At 60.2% G+C, this 19,820-nt stretch carries 23 protein-coding genes; 10 read left to right on the top strand and 13 right to left on the bottom strand.

The features are described 5' to 3' along the window. The first annotated feature begins 93 nt into the window (after positions 1–93). Both ABYM29_RS08010 and ABYM29_RS08005 read left to right on the top strand, forming a co-directional pair. The gene (locus ABYM29_RS08010; protein ID WP_372864208.1) at positions 94–732 is read left to right on the top strand and encodes a TetR/AcrR family transcriptional regulator; all 639 of its coding nucleotides are present in this window, start codon (positions 94–96) and stop codon (positions 730–732) included. 66 nt (positions 733–798) lie between these two features. Continuing rightward, positions 799–3,117: a Tex family protein gene (locus tag ABYM29_RS08005; protein ID WP_372864207.1), complete on the top strand. Its 2,319-nt coding sequence runs from the start codon at positions 799–801 to the stop codon at positions 3,115–3,117. 7 nt (positions 3,118–3,124) lie between these two features. Here ABYM29_RS08005 and ABYM29_RS08000 read toward each other — a convergent pair whose 3' ends face one another. The 5 genes from ABYM29_RS08000 to ABYM29_RS07980 form a co-directional block, all read right to left on the bottom strand. Beyond that, positions 3,125–4,081, bottom strand: coding sequence for a PA2778 family cysteine peptidase (locus ABYM29_RS08000; protein WP_372864206.1), 957 nt, complete (start codon positions 4,079–4,081; stop codon positions 3,125–3,127). Positions 4,082–4,092: 11 nt separating this feature from the next. Next, positions 4,093–4,488 (bottom strand): PA2779 family protein, encoded by a 396-nt coding sequence (locus ABYM29_RS07995; protein WP_372864205.1) that lies wholly within the window; start codon positions 4,486–4,488, stop codon positions 4,093–4,095. Between the two features lie 47 nt (positions 4,489–4,535). Beyond that, positions 4,536–5,075, bottom strand: coding sequence for a glycine zipper 2TM domain-containing protein (locus ABYM29_RS07990; protein ID WP_372864204.1), 540 nt, complete (start codon positions 5,073–5,075; stop codon positions 4,536–4,538). A gap of 115 nt (positions 5,076–5,190) precedes the next feature. Then, positions 5,191–5,961 (bottom strand): adenosylcobinamide-GDP ribazoletransferase, encoded by a 771-nt coding sequence (locus ABYM29_RS07985; protein WP_372864203.1) that lies wholly within the window; start codon positions 5,959–5,961, stop codon positions 5,191–5,193. 81 nt (positions 5,962–6,042) lie between these two features. After that, positions 6,043–6,447 carry an Hsp20/alpha crystallin family protein gene (locus ABYM29_RS07980; RefSeq protein ID WP_372864202.1) on the bottom strand — a complete coding sequence of 135 codons (405 nt, stop codon included), beginning with the start codon at positions 6,445–6,447 and terminating at the stop codon, positions 6,043–6,045. A gap of 169 nt (positions 6,448–6,616) precedes the next feature. On the opposite strand from ABYM29_RS07980, the gene ABYM29_RS07975 reads away from it, so the two are divergent. After that, on the top strand, positions 6,617–7,096 hold the full coding sequence (locus tag ABYM29_RS07975; RefSeq protein WP_372864201.1) for a peroxiredoxin: 480 nt from the start codon (positions 6,617–6,619) through the stop codon (positions 7,094–7,096). Between the two features lie 7 nt (positions 7,097–7,103). Continuing rightward, positions 7,104–7,913: a glutamate racemase gene (murI, locus tag ABYM29_RS07970; RefSeq protein WP_372864200.1), complete on the top strand. Its 810-nt coding sequence runs from the start codon at positions 7,104–7,106 to the stop codon at positions 7,911–7,913. On the opposite strand, the gene ABYM29_RS07965 is transcribed toward murI, so the two are convergent. The 3 genes from ABYM29_RS07965 to ABYM29_RS07955 form a co-directional block, all read right to left on the bottom strand. Next, a complete protein-coding gene (locus ABYM29_RS07965) occupies positions 7,900–8,241 on the bottom strand; it encodes a hypothetical protein (RefSeq protein ID WP_372864199.1) in 342 nt (113 codons plus the stop codon). The two genes, murI and ABYM29_RS07965, sit on opposite strands and share 14 nt — an antisense overlap. A 100-nt stretch (positions 8,242–8,341) precedes the next feature. After that, positions 8,342–9,355 carry a Rieske 2Fe-2S domain-containing protein gene (locus tag ABYM29_RS07960; RefSeq protein ID WP_372864198.1) on the bottom strand — a complete coding sequence of 338 codons (1,014 nt, stop codon included), beginning with the start codon at positions 9,353–9,355 and terminating at the stop codon, positions 8,342–8,344. 165 nt (positions 9,356–9,520) lie between these two features. Continuing rightward, complete coding sequence (locus ABYM29_RS07955; RefSeq protein WP_372864197.1) at positions 9,521–10,207, bottom strand: hypothetical protein; 687 nt, start codon at positions 10,205–10,207, stop codon at positions 9,521–9,523. A gap of 63 nt (positions 10,208–10,270) precedes the next feature. On the opposite strand from ABYM29_RS07955, the gene moaA reads away from it, so the two are divergent. The 6 genes from moaA to ABYM29_RS07925 all read left to right on the top strand — a co-directional run bounded on the left by moaA (position 10,271) and on the right by ABYM29_RS07925 (position 16,261). After that, on the top strand, positions 10,271–11,263 hold the full coding sequence (gene moaA / locus ABYM29_RS07950; protein ID WP_372864196.1) for a GTP 3',8-cyclase MoaA: 993 nt from the start codon (positions 10,271–10,273) through the stop codon (positions 11,261–11,263). Between the two features lie 7 nt (positions 11,264–11,270). Continuing rightward, positions 11,271–11,777 carry a cupin domain-containing protein gene (locus ABYM29_RS07945; protein ID WP_372864195.1) on the top strand — a complete coding sequence of 169 codons (507 nt, stop codon included), beginning with the start codon at positions 11,271–11,273 and terminating at the stop codon, positions 11,775–11,777. Then, entirely contained in the window at positions 11,774–12,703 is a 930-nt protein-coding gene (locus tag ABYM29_RS07940; protein WP_372864194.1) for an AAA family ATPase, read from the top strand. Before ABYM29_RS07945 ends, ABYM29_RS07940 begins: the two co-directional genes overlap by 4 nt. A gap of 6 nt (positions 12,704–12,709) precedes the next feature. Next, positions 12,710–14,080 (top strand): VWA domain-containing protein, encoded by a 1,371-nt coding sequence (locus tag ABYM29_RS07935; RefSeq protein WP_372864193.1) that lies wholly within the window; start codon positions 12,710–12,712, stop codon positions 14,078–14,080. Positions 14,081–14,165: 85 nt separating this feature from the next. Continuing rightward, positions 14,166–14,798: a DUF502 domain-containing protein gene (locus ABYM29_RS07930; RefSeq protein WP_372864192.1), complete on the top strand. Its 633-nt coding sequence runs from the start codon at positions 14,166–14,168 to the stop codon at positions 14,796–14,798. Positions 14,799–14,800: 2 nt separating this feature from the next. Next, entirely contained in the window at positions 14,801–16,261 is a 1,461-nt protein-coding gene (locus tag ABYM29_RS07925) for a TrkH family potassium uptake protein (protein WP_372864191.1), read from the top strand. Positions 16,262–16,273: 12 nt separating this feature from the next. On the opposite strand, the gene ABYM29_RS07920 is transcribed toward ABYM29_RS07925, so the two are convergent. The 5 genes from ABYM29_RS07920 to gshA form a co-directional block, all read right to left on the bottom strand. Continuing rightward, on the bottom strand, positions 16,274–16,969 hold the full coding sequence (locus ABYM29_RS07920; protein WP_372864190.1) for an LrgB family protein: 696 nt from the start codon (positions 16,967–16,969) through the stop codon (positions 16,274–16,276). After that, entirely contained in the window at positions 16,962–17,330 is a 369-nt protein-coding gene (locus ABYM29_RS07915) for a CidA/LrgA family protein (RefSeq protein WP_372864189.1), read from the bottom strand. The genes ABYM29_RS07920 and ABYM29_RS07915 overlap by 8 nt, the downstream gene beginning before the upstream one ends. Then, positions 17,330–17,824 (bottom strand): disulfide bond formation protein B, encoded by a 495-nt coding sequence (locus tag ABYM29_RS07910; RefSeq protein ID WP_372864188.1) that lies wholly within the window; start codon positions 17,822–17,824, stop codon positions 17,330–17,332. Before ABYM29_RS07910 ends, ABYM29_RS07915 begins: the two co-directional genes overlap by 1 nt. 56 nt (positions 17,825–17,880) lie before the next feature. Next, positions 17,881–18,501, bottom strand: a complete 621-nt coding sequence (locus tag ABYM29_RS07905; RefSeq protein WP_372864187.1) for an ACP phosphodiesterase — start codon at positions 18,499–18,501, stop codon at positions 17,881–17,883. Positions 18,502–18,508: 7 nt separating this feature from the next. After that, a partial coding sequence (gene gshA, locus ABYM29_RS07900) for a glutamate--cysteine ligase (protein WP_372864186.1) occupies positions 18,509–19,820 on the bottom strand: 1,312 nt, incomplete at its 5' end.

Genomic DNA, 19,820 nt, shown 5'->3' with positions numbered 1-19,820 from the left:
CCCGCCGCCAGGCGGGTCGCATTGCCTCTGGACAAGCAGCGGTGGCCGTGTCACGGTAACTCCCTGTTTGCGCTACGGATAGTTGTATCAGGGATGAAAACCCGCGAAAAAATCTTGCTCGCCAGCCTTGTACTCTTTAATGACGAAGGTGAGGCCAACGTCACCACCGTCGATATCGCCAATGAATTAAACATCAGCCCCGGCAACCTCTACTACCACTTCCACGGTAAAGAAGAGATCATTCAAGAGTTGTACTCCGGCTTTGAACTGGAATTGACCGATATTCTTGAAGCCCCGCTTCAGAACAGCCTCAGTCCGCAAGACGCCTGGTTTTATCTCTACATCGTCTTCGAACAGCTGTTTAAACACCGCTACCTCTACCGCAATCTCAACGACATTTTGCAGCGCTACCCGGAGATAGACCGGCGCTTTCGCAAGTTATTGGAGCTGAAGTTGCGCTCGGCCCAGGCGGTCGCCGACGAGCTGGTCGCGGCAAACATCCTCGACGCCTCAGACATACAACTGTCGCGACTCTGCGACAACGTTGTACTTAACCTGACCTTCTGGCTGAATTACAACAGTCTACGCGAGCGCCATTGCCGCGATGACCTCACTATTCACCGCGGCGTCTTCCAGCTGATGTCACTGATCGCGCCCTACCTCACCGACGATTTCCGCTATTTTTACGACGATTGCTGCGCCCTATTCGAGGTTCTCAGCAGAGACGACTAGGGGTCTCGCCGCAGGGGCCAAGTTTCTGCATAATGTGGCGTTTTACGCTGTATCAGGCCACAGACTATGCAAGCAATTTCCAGCCGTATTGCCCAGGAATTGGGCGTTAAGGAATCCCAAGTCAGCGCCGCGGTAGCCCTGCTCGACGACGGCGCCACCGTGCCCTTTATCTCCCGCTACCGCAAAGAGGTCACCGGCGGCCTAGACGACAGCCAGATGCGCGATCTGGAAAGCCGCCTGAGTTATTTGCGTGAAATGGAAGAGCGCCGCGACAGCATTCTCAACAGCATTCGCGAGCAGGGTAAGCTCAGCCCCGAGCTGGAAGCCGATATCCGCGCCGCCGACAGCAAGAACCGCCTGGAAGACCTCTACCTACCCTACAAACCCAAGCGCCGCACCAAGGGCCAAATAGCCCTGGAAGCGGGCATCGGCCCATGGGCCGACGCCCTGTTCAACGATCCGACGCTCGACCCCGCCACCGAGGCGGCCAGCTATATCGACGCCGAACAGGGTTTTGCCGATATCAAGGCGGTGCTCGACGGTGCCAAGTACATTCTGATGGAGCGCTTCAGCGAAGACGCCGACCTGATTGCCAAGCTGCGCGACTACCTCTGGGAAAGCGGCCAGCTGAGCAGTGCAGTGATGGCCGGCAAAGAAAATGAAGGCGCAAAATTTCGCGACTATTTCGAGCACAGCGAACCGCTGAAAAATGTACCCTCGCATCGTGCGCTGGCGATGTTTCGCGGTCGCAACGAGGGCATTTTGGCCCTAGCCATTGTCGCCGGCGACCCCGACAGCAAGGTTCACCCCTGCGAAATCATGCTGGCCGAGCACCTCGCCCTGCAGGATCGCGGTCGCGCCGCCGATAGCTGGCTGCGCGAAGTGCTGCGCTGGACCTGGCGGATCAAACTCTACACCCACCTGGAAACCGACTTGCTGGGCCGCCTTCGCGAACTGGCAGATGCCGGCGCAATCGAGGTATTTGCCCGCAACCTGAAGGACTTGTTACTGGCCGCACCGGCCGGGCCGCGCGCCACCATCGGCCTCGACCCGGGCATGCGCACCGGCGTCAAAGTCGCCGCCGTCGATGCCACCGGCAAGGTGCTGGATCACGGCGCCATCTTCCCCACGCCGCCGCAGAACCGAGTCGCCGAAGCCGGCGCCACCCTGCTGGCGATGATCAAGGCCCACAATATTGAGTTGATTGCCATTGGCAATGGCACCGCCAGTCGCGAGACCGAACGCTTTGTAAAAGACCTGCTGTCGGCTCACCCCGAGCTGGGCTGCACCAGCATTATGGTCAACGAGTCCGGCGCTTCAATCTATTCGGCATCGGAATACGCCGCGCGGGAATTCCCCAACCTCGATGTCACCATTCGCGGCGCCATCTCCATCGCCCGGCGCCTGCAAGATCCGCTCGCCGAGCTGGTGAAGATCGACCCCAAATCCATCGGTGTCGGCCAATACCAGCACGACGTTTCACAAACCGCCTTGTCGCGCAGCCTGGAAGCGGTGGTGGAAGACTGCGTAAACGCCGTCGGCGTAGACGTGAATACCGCCTCGCCGGCGCTGCTGTCGCGGGTATCGGGGCTCAACCTGTCGCTGTCGGCCAATATCGTCGACTACCGCGACCAGCACGGTGCCTTTCGCAACCGCGCACAACTGCTAAAAGTCAGCCGTTTTGGCGCCAAAACCTTTGAACAGGCGGCGGGCTTTTTGCGGGTGATGGGCGGCGACAATCCGCTAGACAGCTCTGCGGTGCACCCCGAATCGTACTCGGTGGTGGAAAAAATCGTCCAGCGCTGCGGGCGCGAAGTGGGGGACTTGATCGGTGACAGCCGCTTCCTAAAAAGCCTGAACGCGGCGGACTACGCCGACAGCGATTTCGGTATCCCCACGGTCAGCGACATTATTGAGGAACTGGACAAGCCCGGCCGCGATCCGCGACCGGAGTTTAAAACCGCCGAATTTAAAGACGGTATCGAAAAGATTTCCGATCTTGAGCCCGATATGGTGCTCGAGGGTGTGGTCACCAACGTCACTAACTTTGGCGCCTTTGTCGACATCGGCGTCCATCAGGACGGACTGGTGCATATCTCGGCGCTGTCAGAAAGTTTTGTCAAAGACCCGCACAGCGTGGTCAAGGCCGGCGACATCGTTAAAGTGAAAGTGATGGATGTCGACGCCGCGCGCAAGCGCATCGCCCTGTCCATGCGCCTGGGCGACAAAGCCTCGGAACACCAGGCCGAAGGCCGCGGCGGCCGTCGCCAGGAACGGCCCAATCGCGCGGTAAAAGCCCAACAGAAACAGCAGGACGCCAAGGCGGGCAACGGCACCATGGCAGCGCTGTTTGCCCAAGCGAAGCAGGGCAACAAACGCCTGTAACTGGCGGTTAGTGATTCGGCAGCTCTGACGGACAGGTCGTCGCTGCCGGCTGCGGCTTGCTCGCCGCCAGCTCGGCGGCACTGTCGGCGATATTGCCATCCTCAGGCGCCAGTAACCGGGCACGGCGAATAGCCGCCTCGGCCAGTGTTTGGCAACCGGCCGCCTGCAAGCTGTAAGCGTAGTTATTCCACAGCCCGGCGCGCTCGGGCGCCAGGTTTAAGGCTCTCTCATAGCTGCGCATCGCCAGCTCGGTGTCGGCCAGCTGATAGGCGACATTAGCCAGCGCCAGCCAGGCGACAACGTGCTCAGGCCACTGCTCGGTCGCGCGCCGGTAATACGCCAGCGCCCGCGCCAGCTGACCAGTTTCCTCAAACGCATGGGCCGCCTGCAAATAGACGATCGCCTCGGCACTGACCGGTGTCGCAGCGACGCCAACGGGCACCCGTGCCCAGTGCTGCGCTCGCGCCCAAGTGGCATAAAAAGTATCAAAACCCAAACGGTAGTAGGGGTGGCTGCCCGAGTGCAGTAGCAATTCGCCGGCCGCCAAGTCGTAACCCAGCGCCACGGCATAATGCCACTGCGGCCACCAACTCAAGCCGAGGTTTTGCAATACCAACACCGGATTACCCGCATCCAGCTCACTCAGCAGCGCACTCAGGCTCGGTGCCAGCGGATAGGGCAGCAGTCCCAGCCGCCGACTGGCGGCCTGCATCTCCAAACTTAAACTGCCCCGGCGACCCGGGATGAAACTCATAGACGCCACAGACTGCTGATCGGCGGCGACACCGCGATACTGGGCGATCGATGACAACGCCGCCGGGCCACAGTAGTAGTCCTGCTGATCAATAAACGGCACATCGAGCTGGCGCGCTGTAGTCAGGCGGTTAGCTACTGAAGAGGGGAGGCTGGGCGCGCTGCTACAGGCGGTGAGTAACAGTGCGCCCAAAAGGGCAGTAAAGCGCAAAAAAACTGCGCTTATTTTGCCGGGTTCACAAAGGGAAAGATGTCGGTGACACCTAGAATATCGGTAATGAAAAATACCAATACCAAAAAGGCCAGCAGACCAACCGCGCCAGCACCGGCCGGCATGTCATCCATATTGGCCTTCAAACTGCTCAATTCCGCCGCCGTCAGCGCGTCGATGCGGGCATCCACCGCGTCAACCGCCACGCCCAAAGACAGCAGGCGCTCGCGCACATCGCTGCGTTCCAAGGCCGACTTTAATGCCGCCTTATCTTGCTCAAGGCTGTATTCACTCACCGTACTGGCAGTGTCGATCATTGCGGCCGATGCACTGGTCGCTGCCAGCCCCATCCACGACATCAACAGACTCAGTACCACAGCGGTTAATTTGCGTGATGTAAACGTCATTCTTTCTGCACTCCCTAAGTTAATTTTATTCTCTCATCGCAGCGGCTTCAGCCCTCGGGGCCGTCCAGCTGCAACTCGCCATTGACCACTAAAATTTTATCGGCAGGTCGCTGCGCCATCACTACCGTGCCTGTTTCGCCTTTAAAACTATAGCTCACCTGATAGCCGGTCACCCGCTGTTTTGGATCCTGCAAGGTCTGGCAGCGGCGCTCGGTGCGAGTTTGCACATTCTTACCCTGCATATCTTGCTGTATTCGCCGGCCAGCATAACCGCCCGCCGCGGCGCCGGCTACCGTAGCCAATTTTTTGCCGTTGCCACCACCGACCTGCTTACCGATCACCGCGCCAAGTACCGCACCCACCACCGTGCCAGCAATCTGATTCTCATCGCGACTGGGTGCGAGCTCTTCAATCACCTCGTCGTAACACTCTTCGCGAGCCACAAAATACGTTTCCTTTATTGGCTCTACCGCGACAACGTCGGCGTAGCGCGGCTGCGCCTCCAGGTATTGATAACCGCCATAGCCACCAGCCGCAGCCAGTGCCACTGCGCCGACACTGCCGGTAATGATTGCGAGTTTAGACATTGTGATCTCCTCTTGTCGTCAGGGATTATGACGCGCAACGCAGAGAAAAGTGCCAGTAAAACGCCGCAACAATTTACGTCAGCCGCTTCAGCAACCGTTCAGTTTGTGCCACCCGCTATATCAACAGCAGCAGATAAATCAGCACTTCGCTAAGTTGCTGGGCCGCGCCCAGGGTATCGCCGGTATAGCCGCCGAGGCGGCGCTGCAAATAGCGGCCAAAGGTAAAGCGCAACACCGCCAAGCCCACGGCCAGCAACAGCCACTGTGCCGGCGAAAAGTAGCCCAGCGCCGGCAACACGGCCAGACCGGCCAGCAACCAGTGGCGACCCGGCATAGCAGTGGCCAGCGGTTTGGACTTGCCGTCGCCACTGACATAGCGCATATCGACCAGATAGGACACCGCCAGCCAGCGGCTCAGGGGCTGAGCCAGCAGCAGCGCGGCCATCGCACTGGGCAGCGCCAGTGCCGACAGGCTGACGGCCTTGATCGCCAACACCATCAGCAAGGCGACACTGCCATAGCTGCCGATCCGCGAGTCCTTCATAATGCGCAGCACATCATCGCGCTGCCAGGCGCCACCAAAACCGTCTGCGCTATCTGCCAAACCGTCTTCGTGAAAAGCCCCGGTGATCAACAGCCCCACAGCCATGCACAGCAATACCGCCAGCAGCGGCTGCGAAAATAGGCTGTAAAAGCCCCATAGTGCCAGGGCCATCAGACCGCCCAACAACAGCCCTACCGCGGGAAAATAACGCGCGGCGCCGTCGAGCTTGCGCTGATTAAAATCGGGGTCGGGGGGCACCGGCAGGCGACTGAGAAACCCCAGCGCCAGCAGAAAAATTTGCCATTCGCGGCGCAGGGGGGCAAGCGGGAAGGGAGGCTTCACAAACAGGAACCTGAGGCATTAAAAGGGCGATTCCAGCACAGCCGAACAGCCCCTGCAAGGGCGGGGCGTCAGCCCCGCCACTTATTGCACACTGATGCGGCGCGGTTCTGCGAGCGCCAACTTGGGGATATGCAGGGCCAGTACGCCGTTTTCCACCTTGGCGGCTACCCGCTCCTGATCGACGGTGTCCGGCAGGCTGAAGCGGCGCACAAACTCGCCTTGCCAGCGCTCATTCACCGCCATACGGTGCTCGCCACCGTCAATTTCTCGCCGACCTTTTACCGTCAGCACTGCGCCATCGATACTCACGTCTATATCCTCGCGACTAATCCCCGGCACATCCATACTCAACAGATAGGCGTCGTCGGCCTCGCAGATATCCACCGCTGGCGACCAGCTGCGACGCCGATCTTCACGGCCTTCCTGGCGACTGTCAAACACCCGATTCAGGTCACTGAACACTGTAAAAGGCAGATAGCTATTCATAAAAACCACCTCCAAAATATTCATCTACATTGTCCACAGCCTTTGCTGCTACGGTATATCTGGGGAGCAAAACCAATTTTTTCAAGTCAATATCTGCCGCCGCAGCGCTCTGCTACACTTGGGGCGCAGTGCACAGCCCCACCTTCACTTTCTGCATAAGGATCAAATAATGAGCATTCAAGTTGGCGATTCTATCCCCGGAGTGACCCTGAAAATCATGGGGGAGAAAGGCCCTCAGGACATCACCACCGGCGAAATTTTCACTGGTAAAAAAGTGGTGTTATTCGCCGTTCCCGGCGCATTTACACCCGGCTGCAGTGTGACCCACCTGCCCGGCTATGTCGTCAACGCCGACAAGATCAAAGCCAAGGGTGTCGACAGCATCGTCTGTATGTCGGTTAATGATGCCTTTGTCATGGACGCTTGGGGAAAAAGCCAAAATGCTGAGGAGCTGATGATGCTGGCCGACGGCAACGGCGATTTCAGCGCGGCCCTGGGACTGGAAATGGATGCCAGCGGTTTTGGCATGGGTAAACGCAGCAAGCGCTTTGCACTGATCGCCGACGATGGCGTGGTCAGCTTCCTCGCGGTAGAGCCCGCCGGGGGCATCGACGTGAGCGCCGCAGAAAAAATTCTCGAACAACTGTGAGCCCAGTGTGAGCGAATCGCAGCACACACCACGTGTGCTTATTTTTGACAGCGGTGTCGGCGCCCTTAGCGTCGGCGCCGAAATCCACCAGCTGCTCCCCAACATCGACCTGCTCTACGCCATGGATCGCGGCGGCTTTCCCTATGGGCTGTGGCAGGAAAGTGCGCTGGTGGAGCATATTTGCGCGCGCGTCAGCGATATTTTACAGCGCCACCACGCAGACTTGCTGGTGATGGCCTGCAACAGTGCCAGCACAACGGTGCTGCCTGCCCTGAGACAGCAGCTGCACATCCCGGTGGTCGGCGTGGTGCCCGCCATCAAGCCCGCCGCCGCGCAGAGCCGCAGCCGGGTAATCGGCCTGCTGGCGACCCCCGGCACCGTGCAGCGTCGCTATACTGCCGAACTGATCCGCGACTTTGCCGGTGACTGCTGTGTCATTTCGGTGGGCGACGCCGACTTGGCGCCGGCGGTGGAACGGCTGTTTTGGCAGGGCGAAGAATCGCCGGAGGTTTGGCAACAGGTGGCGGCGCAGTTTCGCCGCCATCCCCGCGCCAAGGAGCTGGATACTATTGTGCTGGCCTGCACCCATTTTCCACTGGTGCAGCCACAACTGGCCAAGGAACTAGCGGGTTTACACTGGGTAGACTCCGGCGCCGCAATCGCCCGCCGGGTGAAACAGCTATTACAGGAGCGGGGCTGGCCAACAACAGGGCCCCGCGAGGCTACTCAACAAGTTGTCATTCTCGGCGCCGAAAACGCCTCGGCGGCACTGCGCGAACGGCTACTGGAACGCGGTTTGACACTCAGCGCTGATTAAAGCGCTGCACCTCGTCATTAAAGCGGTTAATTGCCTCATACATTTCAGCCATTGCAGCGTTATAGCGCGCAATGCGATCGACCCGGCGCTCCTCGCTGTCATAGCCGGTGCCGCGCGCCGTTTTTTCCATGGCATCCAAACATTTGAAAAACCGCCCCTGCTCATCGAGATAGCGCTCAAGCTGCTGGCGCAGGCGCGCCATATCAGCGCGCTCGACCTCGGCGCCATCGGGAAACTGCGCCGGGGGCGCTGGTAGAGAGCAGGCAGCCCAGCTAGGCGTCGCCATCAGGCAACCGACAAACAGCAGGGGCATTACAGCGCGCTTCATTTGAACTCCAAAGAGATTAATTATCGCGGCCTAGTATAGCCTCAGCGAGCAACAAAAAGGGCGACCCGAAGGCCGCCCTTTTGACTTTCTCGTTGGCTGCTTACAGCGAGCGGGGATCAAAGCCGCCAGCGTAGAACTGCGAATACCATTTGCGGAACTTGGCAATCGGGCCATCGCCATCGCAAAGGATCGGCAGCGGGCGGTAGATCTTGTTTTCCCAGATCGGCTTGTCTTCTTCCAACTGGCCAACGATATTGGCAATAATTGCCGCATTGACGCCGCCTTTTTTGACTTCGCCATTGACCTTGGGCTGGGTGAAGGCAAAACGCACATGCACTCGCTCGTTGTCGATCGGCGTGGTCAGGCCCATCAAGAACGTATCGGCGATACCTTCAAACTTGGTAAAACCCTGACCGGGGCCGGCGCTGCCGGTGCGAATGCTGCCCTTAACTTCGCCGCGAGGGGTCGGCATATTGGCAACTTGCAGGCCGCGCACCATCGGACCGTCGTAGGTGGTTTCCCACTCGGGGAAAGACGCGGTGCCGTGCACATATTTAAAGTGGGCGGGGTCGGCGGCGTTTTCCGCCATTTCCTGAGAGTGCGTATCGAGAAACCACTCGTAGCGCTCCAGCGGTGACCAGTCGTCGCCGTTGGCTTCCTCGTGCTCAACCACGTCCCATTTCGGCGACTCGCCTTCGGGGTGGTACCAAGCCCAGATCACCTGGTTGGTTTCGCGAATCGGGAAGGATTTCAGGCATTTTTTACCCTGCACCTTGGGCGGCATATTCTTCGCGTAGGGCACTTCCACACACTCGCCTTCGGGGCTGAACTTCCAGGAGTGGAAGGGGCAGACGATGTTGTTGCCTTCAATGCGGCCACCGCCAGTACCCGAGCGCTCGTGGATACCGTGGCCAAGGTGGGCGCCGAGGTGGGGGCAGTAAGCTTCCATCAATACCGCGCGACCGCTCTCGGTGCGAAACAGCACCAATTCCTGGCCGAAATAGTGAACTGCGCGGGACTCGCTGGGCGCCAGCTCGTCAGAATAAGAGACCGCAAACCAGCCGAAGGGCATGGGCATCGGGTAGCGTTGTACAGTGGTTGTGGTGGTAGTCATTGTCTTGTCCTCAGCGCTAGCGCAGAAAGTTCACCGCAAGGCGGCTAAAAACCCTATAAAAAGAAGGCTTATTTACGACCTCCAGAGTAAACCCTGCCAGCTTACAGACAATGACAAAATGAGACATCCCACTGGCAAAATACGCCAACCGTGCAATCTTCCCACTTATTGCCACCAGTTTTTCAACTTCTCCATCAGCACATCGCTGCCCAGGCGAATCAGCGACTCATCGGCCGACCCCGGTTGCGCACCGGTGTAAATCATCGCCTCCTGCACGGCGATTTCTTTCGCCACCTCTTCAACCGTCTGCTGATCCACCACCTCACCATCGGCGGTTTCTATGCGCCCCTCAGCAGCGGCGCGAACCTGGGCAGCCTGTGCCGAATCCGGGTCGATACCCGCGCGCTGCATCACCGCGACCGCCGCAAAACGCTCACTGGCCTGGCGCTGACTCAGCGCCTCTCCGCGACGATCAAAGGCACCATCGTTGGGCCGCTGAGCCCGCTCCGGCGACTGGCCCATGCTAATGCGGATGGCGACAGCCTCGGGGGAGTAGGGGTCTACACCCGCCTGACTGACCGCGGCCTCAACGGCCACCGCGTTGGCCAACTGGCTGGCGGTCAACACCTCGCCATAGCGGTTGTACACCCGCCAATCGACACCGGCCTCGGCTCGCTGCTCAGCAGCCTCGTACTCGGCAGAGCCGCGCCCCGTATCCTGCGCCACAGCCTGCCCCTTGGCATGGCCCGGCGGAGTTTGCTTATGCTTGCCGTAGGCATTGCCCTGCCCGGGCTCAGCCTGCAACGCCAGCGACGACGCCAGCAGCACCGCGAATAACCACCCCTGCTTCATCCGTTTGTCCTCTTCATTAACGCACACAGGCCTCCGCCCACGCGCTGTGGTAATATTGGAGCCATGACAGCGCCCAACACGCCATTGCAAGATCGCTTCGGCCGCCAGGTTGACTACCTGCGGCTATCGGTCACTGATCGCTGCGATTTTCGCTGTGTTTACTGTATGGCAGAGGACATGACCTTCCTGCCACGGCGCGATATTCTCAGCCTGGAACAACTCTACGACATCGGCGCCGCCTTTGTGCAGCTCGGTGTGAAAAAAATTCGCCTGACCGGTGGCGAACCGCTGGTGCGCCGCAATGTGCTGTCGCTGGTGGAGCGCCTGGCGGCGCTGGACGGTCTCGAACAATTAAATATGACCAGCAACGGCGCCCAACTCGACAAATTCGCCGCTCCCCTGCACAAAGCCGGGCTGACCGGCATCAATATCAGCCTCGACAGCCTGCGCGAGGACCGTTTTAAAGAACTCACCCGCACCGGCGAGCTCAGCAAGGTGATCGCCGGCATCGACGCCGCCCGCGACGCCGGCTTTGAGCGCATTAAACTCAATGCGGTGATGATGACCGGCCGCAACGACGACGAGATCCTGGACCTCGTCGATTTTGCCCGCGACCGCCAGGTGGATATCAGCTTTATCGAAGAAATGCCGCTGGGCCAGATCAGTGAGCACGACCGCGCCCTGAGTTTTTGCAGCAGCGACGATATTCGCCGGCGCATCGACGCCCGCTATCCGCTTACCGCCAGCGCAGAGACCAGCGGCGGTCCGTCGCGCTACTACCGCATGGCGGACAGCCACAGCCGCATTGGCTTTATCTCGCCGCACAGTCACAACTTCTGCCATCTCTGCAACCGCGTGCGGCTCACCGTGGAAGGGCGGCTGCTGCTGTGTTTGGGCAATGAATATTCCGTCGACCTCAAGTCGGTATTGGAAAACGACCCCCAGCAGCTGCAGCAAGCCATTATCGACGCCATGGATATCAAGCCCGAGCGCCACTACTTTGACCTGAACGACGAACCGCAGATCGTGCGCTTTATGAATACCACCGGCGGCTAAAGCCTCGATGGATGCCGCGCAACTTATCGCCCAGTTACAACTGCAAGCCCACCCCGAGGGCGGCTACTTTCGCCGCAGCTATACCGCCGACCAGCAGCTAAGCGGCGACGACGGCCTTCGCCGGCCACTGATGAGCAGTATTTTTTATCTGCTGACCGCCGACAGCCCCATCGGCCACCTGCACCGCAACCGCAGCGATATTTTGCACTTTTGGCAGGGCGGCGCGCCCCTGCACTACACCCTGTTACTGCCAAATGGCGACATAAAAGAAGTGGTGATGGGACCCGACCTGGCCGCCGGCCAACAGCTGCAGCTGCTGGTACCCGGCGGCTGGTGGAAGGCCTCGCAGCTGCGCAGCGGAGACTACGGTTTGATTTCCGAGGCGGTATGCCCCGGTTTTGACTACCGCGACCACGCATTTGCCGACGCCGCCGATATTCGGGCAAGCTATGGCCCTCACTGGCCGCAGTTACAGCCCCTACTGCGCCGCCAACCACCCCAAGGATCGCCATGAACAGCGCACGACAGGCCATCAACACACTCATTGACGAACTGGCCGGGCAGGGCTATATCGCCAGCGAACAGATCGCCACCACCCTGCATTTAGCCCGCTGCCTGCAGCGTCCGGTTCTGATCGAAGGCCCACCGGGCGTGGGTAAAACCGAACTCGCCAATGCCAGCGCCGCCATGCTCAAGTTGCCGCTGTTCCGCCTGCAGTGCTATGAAGGCCTGGACGAAAGCAAGGCGCTCTACGACTGGAAATACAGCAAGCAGCTGCTCTACGTGCAGGTGCTTAAAGAACAGCTACAGGGCATTCTCGGTGGCGCCAAGGAGCTGTCGGCCGCCGTCGAACGACTGCACAACTTTGACGATATCTTCTACTCCGAACGCTTCCTCGAACCGCGCCCCCTGCTCAGCGCCCTGCAGAGCGACAAGGGCGCAGTACTGCTGATCGACGAGATCGACAAAGCCGACTACGAATTTGAATCGCTGCTGCTGGAAATCCTCGCCGACTTCGCCGTCACGCTACCGGAAATAGGCACCCTGCGCGCCAAGCACAAACCGCTGGTGCTGCTGACCAGCAACAACACCCGCGACCTTAGCGACGCCCTTAAACGCCGCTGCCTGCACTTGTACATCCCCTTCCCTGAAGCCGCCTTGGAAAGCAAAATTGTACGGAGCCGCGTGCCCGATATTGCCGATAGCCTGCGCGAACAGCTGGTCGCCTTTGTCCACGCCGTGCGCGAGCTGGATTTGAAGAAACAACCGGCAATCAGCGAAACCATCGACTGGGCGCGCAGCCTGCTGCTGCTACACGCCGACAGCCTGTCGCCGGCACTGGTCGACGACAGCCTGAATGTGCTGCTCAAATACCAGGAAGATATCGGCATCGTGCGCCCCGAAATCGCCGCCCTGCTCAAGTCGGGCCCCGGGAGCTAGAGCGGCGTGGACGCCACCCTGCTGCAGTTTATCCGCCACCTGCGCCACGCCGGGCTGAGTATTTCCACTGCCGAAACCCTAGACGCCATGCAGGTAGCCACCAGCCTCGGTTACGCCGACCGCCGCCTGCTGGAAACCGGACTGGCCAGCTGCTTGGCCAAGTCCGCAGACGAGCGAGTCATCTTTCACGACTGTTTTAGCCAATTCTTCGACCTCGCCGCCCCCGACCAAACCGCAGACGACAGCGCCGCGGACAATGCCAGCGACAGCCAGGAGTCACAACAGGATGGCGCCTTGCCCGGCCAGGGCGGCAGCGGCGAAGGGCAGGGCAGCGGCGGAGGCAGCGGCATGAGCAGCGACGCACTGCGCGCCGAACTGATGCGCGCCGCCGCCGAAGTCGGCCTCGACGCCATGCAATACCAGACCCAGCGGGGCATATATCGCCGCCGGATACTCGACGCACTGGGCGACAGCCAGCGACGCGACGCCATCGCTACACTGGCCGCCGGCAACCCCCAGGAACAGCGGCAGGCACAGTGGCTGGCGCGACTGCGCGACCAGCAAATCGACATGCTCGGCGAACTGCTAGACCGACAACTGCTGCTTAACAACAACGCCGGCACCCGCGAATTTCAGCAGGCACTGATGCGCAACAGCCAGCTGTCATCGCTGGATAGCTACTACCGCGACCAACTGCCACCACTGATCCGCAAACTGGCCAAAAAACTTGCCGCCAAACACCGCCAGCGCTACCGCCGTGCCAAGCGCGGCCGACTGGATCTGGGTAAAACCCTGCGCCGCAATATCGCCCACGGCGGTGTACCCTTCCATCGCTATTGGCGCAACAGCCGCCAGGAAAAAAGCGATATCTACATTCTCTGCGACCTCAGCGGCTCGGTCAGCAACTGGTCGCAGCTGCTCATGTTGTTTGTGCAGGCACTGGCCGATGTGCTGCCCAACACCCGCAGCTTTGTATTCTGTGGCCAGAGTGTCGAGGTCAGCGAGCTCTTCCGACAACACCCCGCCGAGGAAGCGCTGGCGATTATCCAACAGCGTCACGGCATGGGTAGCAGCGATTACGGCAGGGCGCTAAACAGCTTCCGCCAGCAGGTCGAAGACCGAATCAACCGCCGCAGCACCATTCTGATTCTCGGCGATGGTCGCGGCAATGGCGGCGACACGGGCATCGCCGCACTTCGCGAGCTCTACCATCGCGCGCGACTGGTGCTGTGGTTCAACCCGGAATCGCGCAGCCGCTGGAACACCGGTGACTCAGAAATCCGCCGCTACCAAACGGCCTGCCACTACGTCGCCGAATGCGGCTCACTGCGTAAACTGGAGCGACTACTAGACGAATTGCTCAGCCTGATTCACTAACTGAACCGTGCCCTGTAACAGTAAAGTGGTTACTATTAACGGCCTGTTTAGCAGGCCTGAGCACCACCACGACCAGCGAGTAACTATGAGTAAGTTCAAACACTTTATCGGCCAATCTTTTATCGGTGGCATTTTAGTTATCGCCCCCATTATCATTCTCCTGTTGGCACTGCGCTGGGCGGTCAATGCCGTGCAAAACCTGATCGCACCGCTGACCGAACCGCTGGTTAAAATCAGCGGCGCACCGCCGCTGCTGATCGACCTCGCGGTGGTCACCCTCATCTTGTTCGGCTGCTTTGTCGTTGGCACCCTGGTCGCCACCAGTGCCGGGCGCTTTGCCCAGCACTTTATCGACAAACACCTGTCGCGCTTCGCCCCGGGCTACCGCTTAATTCGCGACATACTCCAGCAGATGTTTGGCAGCGACAGCAACTCGCCGTTTACCCGCGGCGAAGTCGCCGTGGTGCAGATCTACGGTCGCGACGTACCCGCCCGCGCCACCGGGGTGGTTACCAGTCGCCACGACAACGGCTGGTTCAGCGTATTTGTGCCCACCGGCCCCAACCCCACCTCGGGCTTTGTCTACCACCTGCCCAGCGATTGCGTGGTGCTGAGGCCGGACATCAAGCTCGACGCCGCCTTTAAATCCATCATCGCCTGCGGCGCCGGCTCATCCGAACTCGGCGTGTGCCGCCCCCCAGTGACGACCGATAACTAGCCGTGAGCACAAGCCGCTTAGCGATGCCCGTCGTCAAGGTTTGCAGCTTTACCCTTGCGCTATTTGGGCTCAGCCTGTTGCTGCCACTGGCAATCGCCGCGCTCGATCACAGCAACAATACCGCAGCCTATACCGCCGTGTTCCTGATCTGCGAAAGCCTCGCCCTCAGTGGCACACTGGCCAGCTGGGACTACCAAATCAGCGCGCTGACACCGCGCCATATGTTTTTGATCACCAGCCTCAGCTGGCTGGTGATGAGCCTGCTCGGCGCGCTGCCGATACTGCTGACTGGAACCGTAAGCACCCTGACTGACGCCGTTTTTGAGGCGGTATCCGGCCTCACTACCACCGGCTCCACCGTGCTCACCGGACTCGATGCCATGCCCGCCGACATACTGCTGTGGCGCTCCCTGCTGCAGTGGCTCGGTGGCCTCGGGGTAATCGCCATGGCAGTGGCCATCCTGCCATTTTTGCGCGTTGGCGGCATGCGCCTGTTTCAAACCGAGTCCTCCGACTGGTCCGACAAGGCACTGCCCCGCGCCAACAGCACAATCCGCCGGATTATTTATTTTTATCTGTTACTTACCGCCCTGTGCACCGGCGCCTACATGCTGGCCGGCATGGATAGCTTCCACGCCGTCAACCACGCCATGACCACACTGTCGACCGGCGGCTTTTCCACCTCTGACAGCTCCTTCGCACAGTTTGGCGACCTCGGCAGTCACTGGGTAGCCATTGTCTTCATGATGATTGGCTCACTGCCCTTTGGCCTGTATGTACACTCACTGGCGCGGCGGCGCTGGCTGCTCTGGCAGGATCAGCAACTGCGCAGCTTTGTATTGCTGGTAATTGCCGGCTGCCTAGTACTCAGCAGCTACCAAATCCTGGTTAACCACCAACCGCCACTGCGAGCACTGACCCTGTCCAGTTTTAATTTGATCTCGGTTATCAGTACCACCGGCTTTGCCAGCGGCGACTACAGCCACTGGGGGCCCTTTGCAGCCGCGCTGTTCTTCTTTGCCACCTTTGTCGGCGGCTGCTCCGGCTCCACCAGTGGCGGCATCAAGATGTTTCGTTTTCAGCTGCTCGCCATCAGTCTGCGAGAAAGCTTTTCCCGCGCCCTCCACCCCCGTGCCGTCACGCAGCGAAACTATAACGGCCGCAAAGTCGACGACGCCATTCTGCTGTCCTCAGTAACCTACCTGTTTGTAATGATGATCAGCCTGGCGGTCATTACCCTGCTTCTGAGCCTCAGCGGTGTCGACTTTGACACCGCCCTCACCGGCGCCAGCACAGCCTTAATGAACGTCGGCCCCGGTCTGGGAGAATTGATCGGCCCGGCGGGGAACTTTGCCAGCCTCAGCGAGGCCAGCAAGTGGATACTCTGTGCGGGTATGCTGCTGGGGCGCCTGGAGTTTATTACTGTGTTGCTATTGTTTACGCCGGCCTTTTGGCGGTATTAGCCCGCACTGGCATCAACGCAACCAGCTCACCGCCAGGGGCACAAACAGGGCTGTAAAGGCCCCGGTCAGACACAGTGCCAGGCTGGCAAAGGCACCGGCCACCGGACTGCGCTCAAACGCCCGCGAAGTGCCAATCGCATGGGCTGCCAAACCCAAACAAAAGCCCCACAGGCGGTCGTCCTTGATATTCAGCTTGTCGAACAACCAGCTAATGGTGGTAATGCCCGCCACGCCGGTCAAAATCACCGAGCCGACAGCCACCGAGGTGATACCGCCAATTTCCTCAGTAACCGTAATGGCGATTGGTGTGGTGATGGACTTGGTCATCAGCGACAGCAGCGTTTCCTGTGTGGCGCCCAGCCACCAGGCCAGCAACAGCGCCGACCCGCAGGCAAACAGCGCGCCGCACAACAAGGTGATCAGCAGCGGCCCGGCCAGCTCGCGCAGCAAGGGCAACTGGCGATACAGCGGCACCGCCAGTGCCACCGTCGCCGGGCCGAGTAGAAAATTGAGCCAGTTGATATCCTGGTAATAGGCAAAGTAGTCGAGCTGCAAACTTTTCAGGGCCAGGGCAATCAGCACCGCACCGCTGATGGTGGGATGCAGCAGGGCCATTTTGCCACTGCGGGTATAGGCCCACATCGCACACTGATAGGCCAACAGGGTGAGGGTCAAACCAAACAGCGGGCTGTGCAACAGCTCAGTCATGCTTAGCCGCCCGCGGCTTGGCCAGCGCCTTAAGCAATAAGCCACAGAAGATCATCGTCAACACCGTGCCAACGCTGACCGCCGCGATAAACGCCGGCCACTGATCGGCAAAACCGGCGCCCAGAAAGAACACCCCCGCCGCGGGGGCCATCAACAACATCGGCAGCAACTCAATCAACCGCTGGCTGCCCTGACTCAGCCCCTCGGGCACGGCATCGTCGCAGTACAAGCCGCGCAGACACAGCAGCGCGAACAGCAAGAACATGCCCAATACTTGGCCGGGCAGCGGCAGGCCCAGGGCCCGCTGCAGCACTTCGCCCGCCAGCTGGCAGGCAAACAGGCTGAGAAAACCCGCCAGCATCAGCGGCGCACCCAGGGCAGGGCACTCACCACCGCCGCCAGACCGAGGCCGACAAAGGCAATCAACGACCAATTGGGCATGCTCAAACCAAATAGCGTCCACACCACTTCGGCGCAGTTGCCGTCGCCCATCAACAGGGTGGTGAAGGCCTCGCTCATCGGCAGATTTTCAAACATATATTCCAGGCTGGGACCACAGGCCGGCACCTGGTCTGCGGGCAGTCCCTGCAACCACACCTGACGGTAGGCGAAGCTGCCGCCGGCAATGCAGAAAATCGCCATCAAACCGCCACTGATATAGCGGCCCAGCTGCTGGGGATGGAAGATCAACGCCAACAGTGCAACCAGTGCCGTCAGTACATAAAAAATGCGCTGGGTAATACACAGCGGGCAGGGGTGCAAGCCGTCGACATACTGGCTGTAAAACGCGTAGCCCAGCAGGCCAGTACAACTGGCGAGGATAAAAGCATAAATCCAGCGAGAGCTGATAAACATGGCAATCTCTTGTTATCGGTGGCCGGTGGCCATTGGCAATAGCGAGCGTCGCCGCGCTAGCGAGCGGCAAACTCCTCTTCCAGTTGGGCGATCAGTCGCGGATAGAGTTCCAAAAAACACTGCTCTATCTGCTCGCGGCGCGGCTCCAGCACCGCGGCGCAATCGCCCAGCGGATTGTCGCGACGCAGCCGCCGGGCAATACGCGCCAAGGTGCGGTGGGTATTATGCCAGTCTTGCAGCGAGCACAGAACATTGTAGTCGGCCAGAAAGCGGCTCTGGCGCTGTGCCGACGCCGGAAAACTCGGGCTGACGCACTGCAGCCGCTGGTAGCAGTCGCGGCTGAATTCCGGCAGTGCCGGGCTCGCCAAACCGGCCCAGTCGCGCTGCCAGTGCTGGCTGAGATAGTGATCAAAACACACATCCAGAGCGATGCCGGCAAAGCGGCGAAAATCGCCGGGGAAACTGCGCAGACAGGCACTGGTCGCCGGGTCGCTGTCGGTCAGCGCATCGATGCGGCGGTGCAGGCGAATGCCCTCTTCCCAGTCGGCGGCGTAGTCACCGCGCAGCGGCCCCTTCACATGGTCGCCGAGCAGCGCGCCGATCAGCAGGCCGTCACCGCGGTCGCCGCGCTGGCGACTGAGCAATTCGGCCAAATGGAAATGGGCGAGGTAGTTCACCTTCGCCTCACAGGTTTTGGTACTGCCGATAGAAGCGCGCCAGATACTCGTCGAAGCTGCCTTCGTCACGGGCTTCGATGGCGTCCCGCTGTTCCATCGAGTCGCCGCGCAACTCGGCAAAGCGGCGGATTTGCGCCGGTGACAGCGGCGCCTCGCTGAACTCGCGGTGGTGCTCCTGAGACTGGCGCAGGGCGAAGTGGAAAAAACTGCCATCGCGCTGCTCGATCGCCTCGACAATACGCGCCGAGGGCGTCAGCGCCGGGTTGCGCAATTTCGCCCGCTGGGCAGCGCAGCTCTCGCGGTATTGGCTCTCGCCGTGGGCGGTGTCGAGCAGCTCGGCCAGTTGCTCAATACCGTCGATCAACTGCTCGCCCCACTCGGGCAGCTCGCGCAGCCCACCCTGTTCGTCCACCAGCGTCAGCCCGGGCTCGCGACCGCGATTCACCACCTTGCTCAAATTTTCGCTGATCGTACTGTTGGCGGCGTCGTCACACAACGGGCTGTCGCTGGTCAGACAAAACAGCAAAAAGGCATCGATAAAACGAATCTGCTGGGCGTCTATCCCCATCGGCAGCAGCGGATTGACATCCAGGCAGCGCACTTCGATGTACTCCACGCCGCCGCGGCGCAGCGCACCCAGTGGAATCTCCCCGCTGTCGGTGACCCGCTTGGGGCGAATCGGACTGTAAAACTCGTTTTCAATCTGCAACAAACCACTGCTCAACTGCTCCTCGCGAGCGTACTGTTCGTAGTCGCCATGGGAGGTGGTGATGGCATTGCGCAGGGTTTCAATATAGAAATCGAGATTGTTGTAGCAAATGTTCAGGCCTTTTTGCGCGTTGCTCTGGTAGCCCAAGTCGCCCATCCGCAAGGAAGTGGCATAGGGGCTGTACAGGGTGTACTCCCCCAGCGCAGTCAAACCGTGTGGCCGGCCGTTAACAAAGCACTTAGACACCGCCGGCGCTGCGCCAAACAAGTAAATCAACAACCAGGAATAACGGCGGAAATTGCGGATCAGCGCGAAATAGCGCTCGGTAACAAAGGCCTTGTCCGCCTCACCCTCGCCGCCCTGCAGTTGATACAGCGCATTCCACAGCCCCTGCGGCAGGGAAAAATTATAGTGAATACCGGCAATGGTCTGCATCTTGCGGCCGTAGCGGTGGCCCAGGCCGAGGCGGTAGCGACTTTTCATAGTGGCCGAGTGGCTGCTGCCGTATTGCGCGACCGGAATCTCTGCGTCGGCGGGCAGGCGACAGGGCATGCTGGCATTCCACAACAGCTCAGCGTCCAGGCTGCGGCTGGCAAAGCGGTGAATGCTG

Origin of the sequence: Spongiibacter sp. (genome assembly GCF_041602295.1) — a bacterium.
GTDB lineage: Bacteria > Pseudomonadota > Gammaproteobacteria > Pseudomonadales > Spongiibacteraceae > Spongiibacter.
Note: the sequence above shows the minus strand (reverse complement) of the source record. Positions and strands in the feature narration are given on the sequence as shown.

Excerpts from the sequence above, each read along its gene's own strand:
- ABYM29_RS08010 (WP_372864208.1), top strand. The coding sequence starts at position 94 with ATGAAAACCCGCGAAAAAATCTTGCTCGCCAGCCTTGTACTCTTTAAT.
- ABYM29_RS08005 (WP_372864207.1), top strand. The coding sequence starts at position 799 with ATGCAAGCAATTTCCAGCCGTATTGCCCAGGAATTGGGCGTTAAGGAA.
- ABYM29_RS07995 (WP_372864205.1), bottom strand. The coding sequence starts at position 4,488 with ATGACGTTTACATCACGCAAATTAACCGCTGTGGTACTGAGTCTGTTG.
- ABYM29_RS07990 (WP_372864204.1), bottom strand. The coding sequence starts at position 5,075 with ATGTCTAAACTCGCAATCATTACCGGCAGTGTCGGCGCAGTGGCACTG.
- ABYM29_RS07980 (WP_372864202.1), bottom strand. The coding sequence starts at position 6,447 with ATGAATAGCTATCTGCCTTTTACAGTGTTCAGTGACCTGAATCGGGTG.
- ABYM29_RS07975 (WP_372864201.1), top strand. The coding sequence starts at position 6,617 with ATGAGCATTCAAGTTGGCGATTCTATCCCCGGAGTGACCCTGAAAATC.
- ABYM29_RS07965 (WP_372864199.1), bottom strand. The coding sequence starts at position 8,241 with ATGAAGCGCGCTGTAATGCCCCTGCTGTTTGTCGGTTGCCTGATGGCG.
- ABYM29_RS07960 (WP_372864198.1), bottom strand. The coding sequence starts at position 9,355 with ATGACTACCACCACAACCACTGTACAACGCTACCCGATGCCCATGCCC.
- ABYM29_RS07955 (WP_372864197.1), bottom strand. The coding sequence starts at position 10,207 with ATGAAGCAGGGGTGGTTATTCGCGGTGCTGCTGGCGTCGTCGCTGGCG.
- moaA (WP_372864196.1), top strand. The coding sequence starts at position 10,271 with ATGACAGCGCCCAACACGCCATTGCAAGATCGCTTCGGCCGCCAGGTT.
- ABYM29_RS07945 (WP_372864195.1), top strand. The coding sequence starts at position 11,271 with ATGGATGCCGCGCAACTTATCGCCCAGTTACAACTGCAAGCCCACCCC.
- ABYM29_RS07940 (WP_372864194.1), top strand. The coding sequence starts at position 11,774 with ATGAACAGCGCACGACAGGCCATCAACACACTCATTGACGAACTGGCC.
- ABYM29_RS07930 (WP_372864192.1), top strand. The coding sequence starts at position 14,166 with ATGAGTAAGTTCAAACACTTTATCGGCCAATCTTTTATCGGTGGCATT.
- ABYM29_RS07920 (WP_372864190.1), bottom strand. The coding sequence starts at position 16,969 with ATGACTGAGCTGTTGCACAGCCCGCTGTTTGGTTTGACCCTCACCCTG.
- ABYM29_RS07915 (WP_372864189.1), bottom strand. The coding sequence starts at position 17,330 with ATGCTGGCGGGTTTTCTCAGCCTGTTTGCCTGCCAGCTGGCGGGCGAA.
- ABYM29_RS07910 (WP_372864188.1), bottom strand. The coding sequence starts at position 17,824 with ATGTTTATCAGCTCTCGCTGGATTTATGCTTTTATCCTCGCCAGTTGT.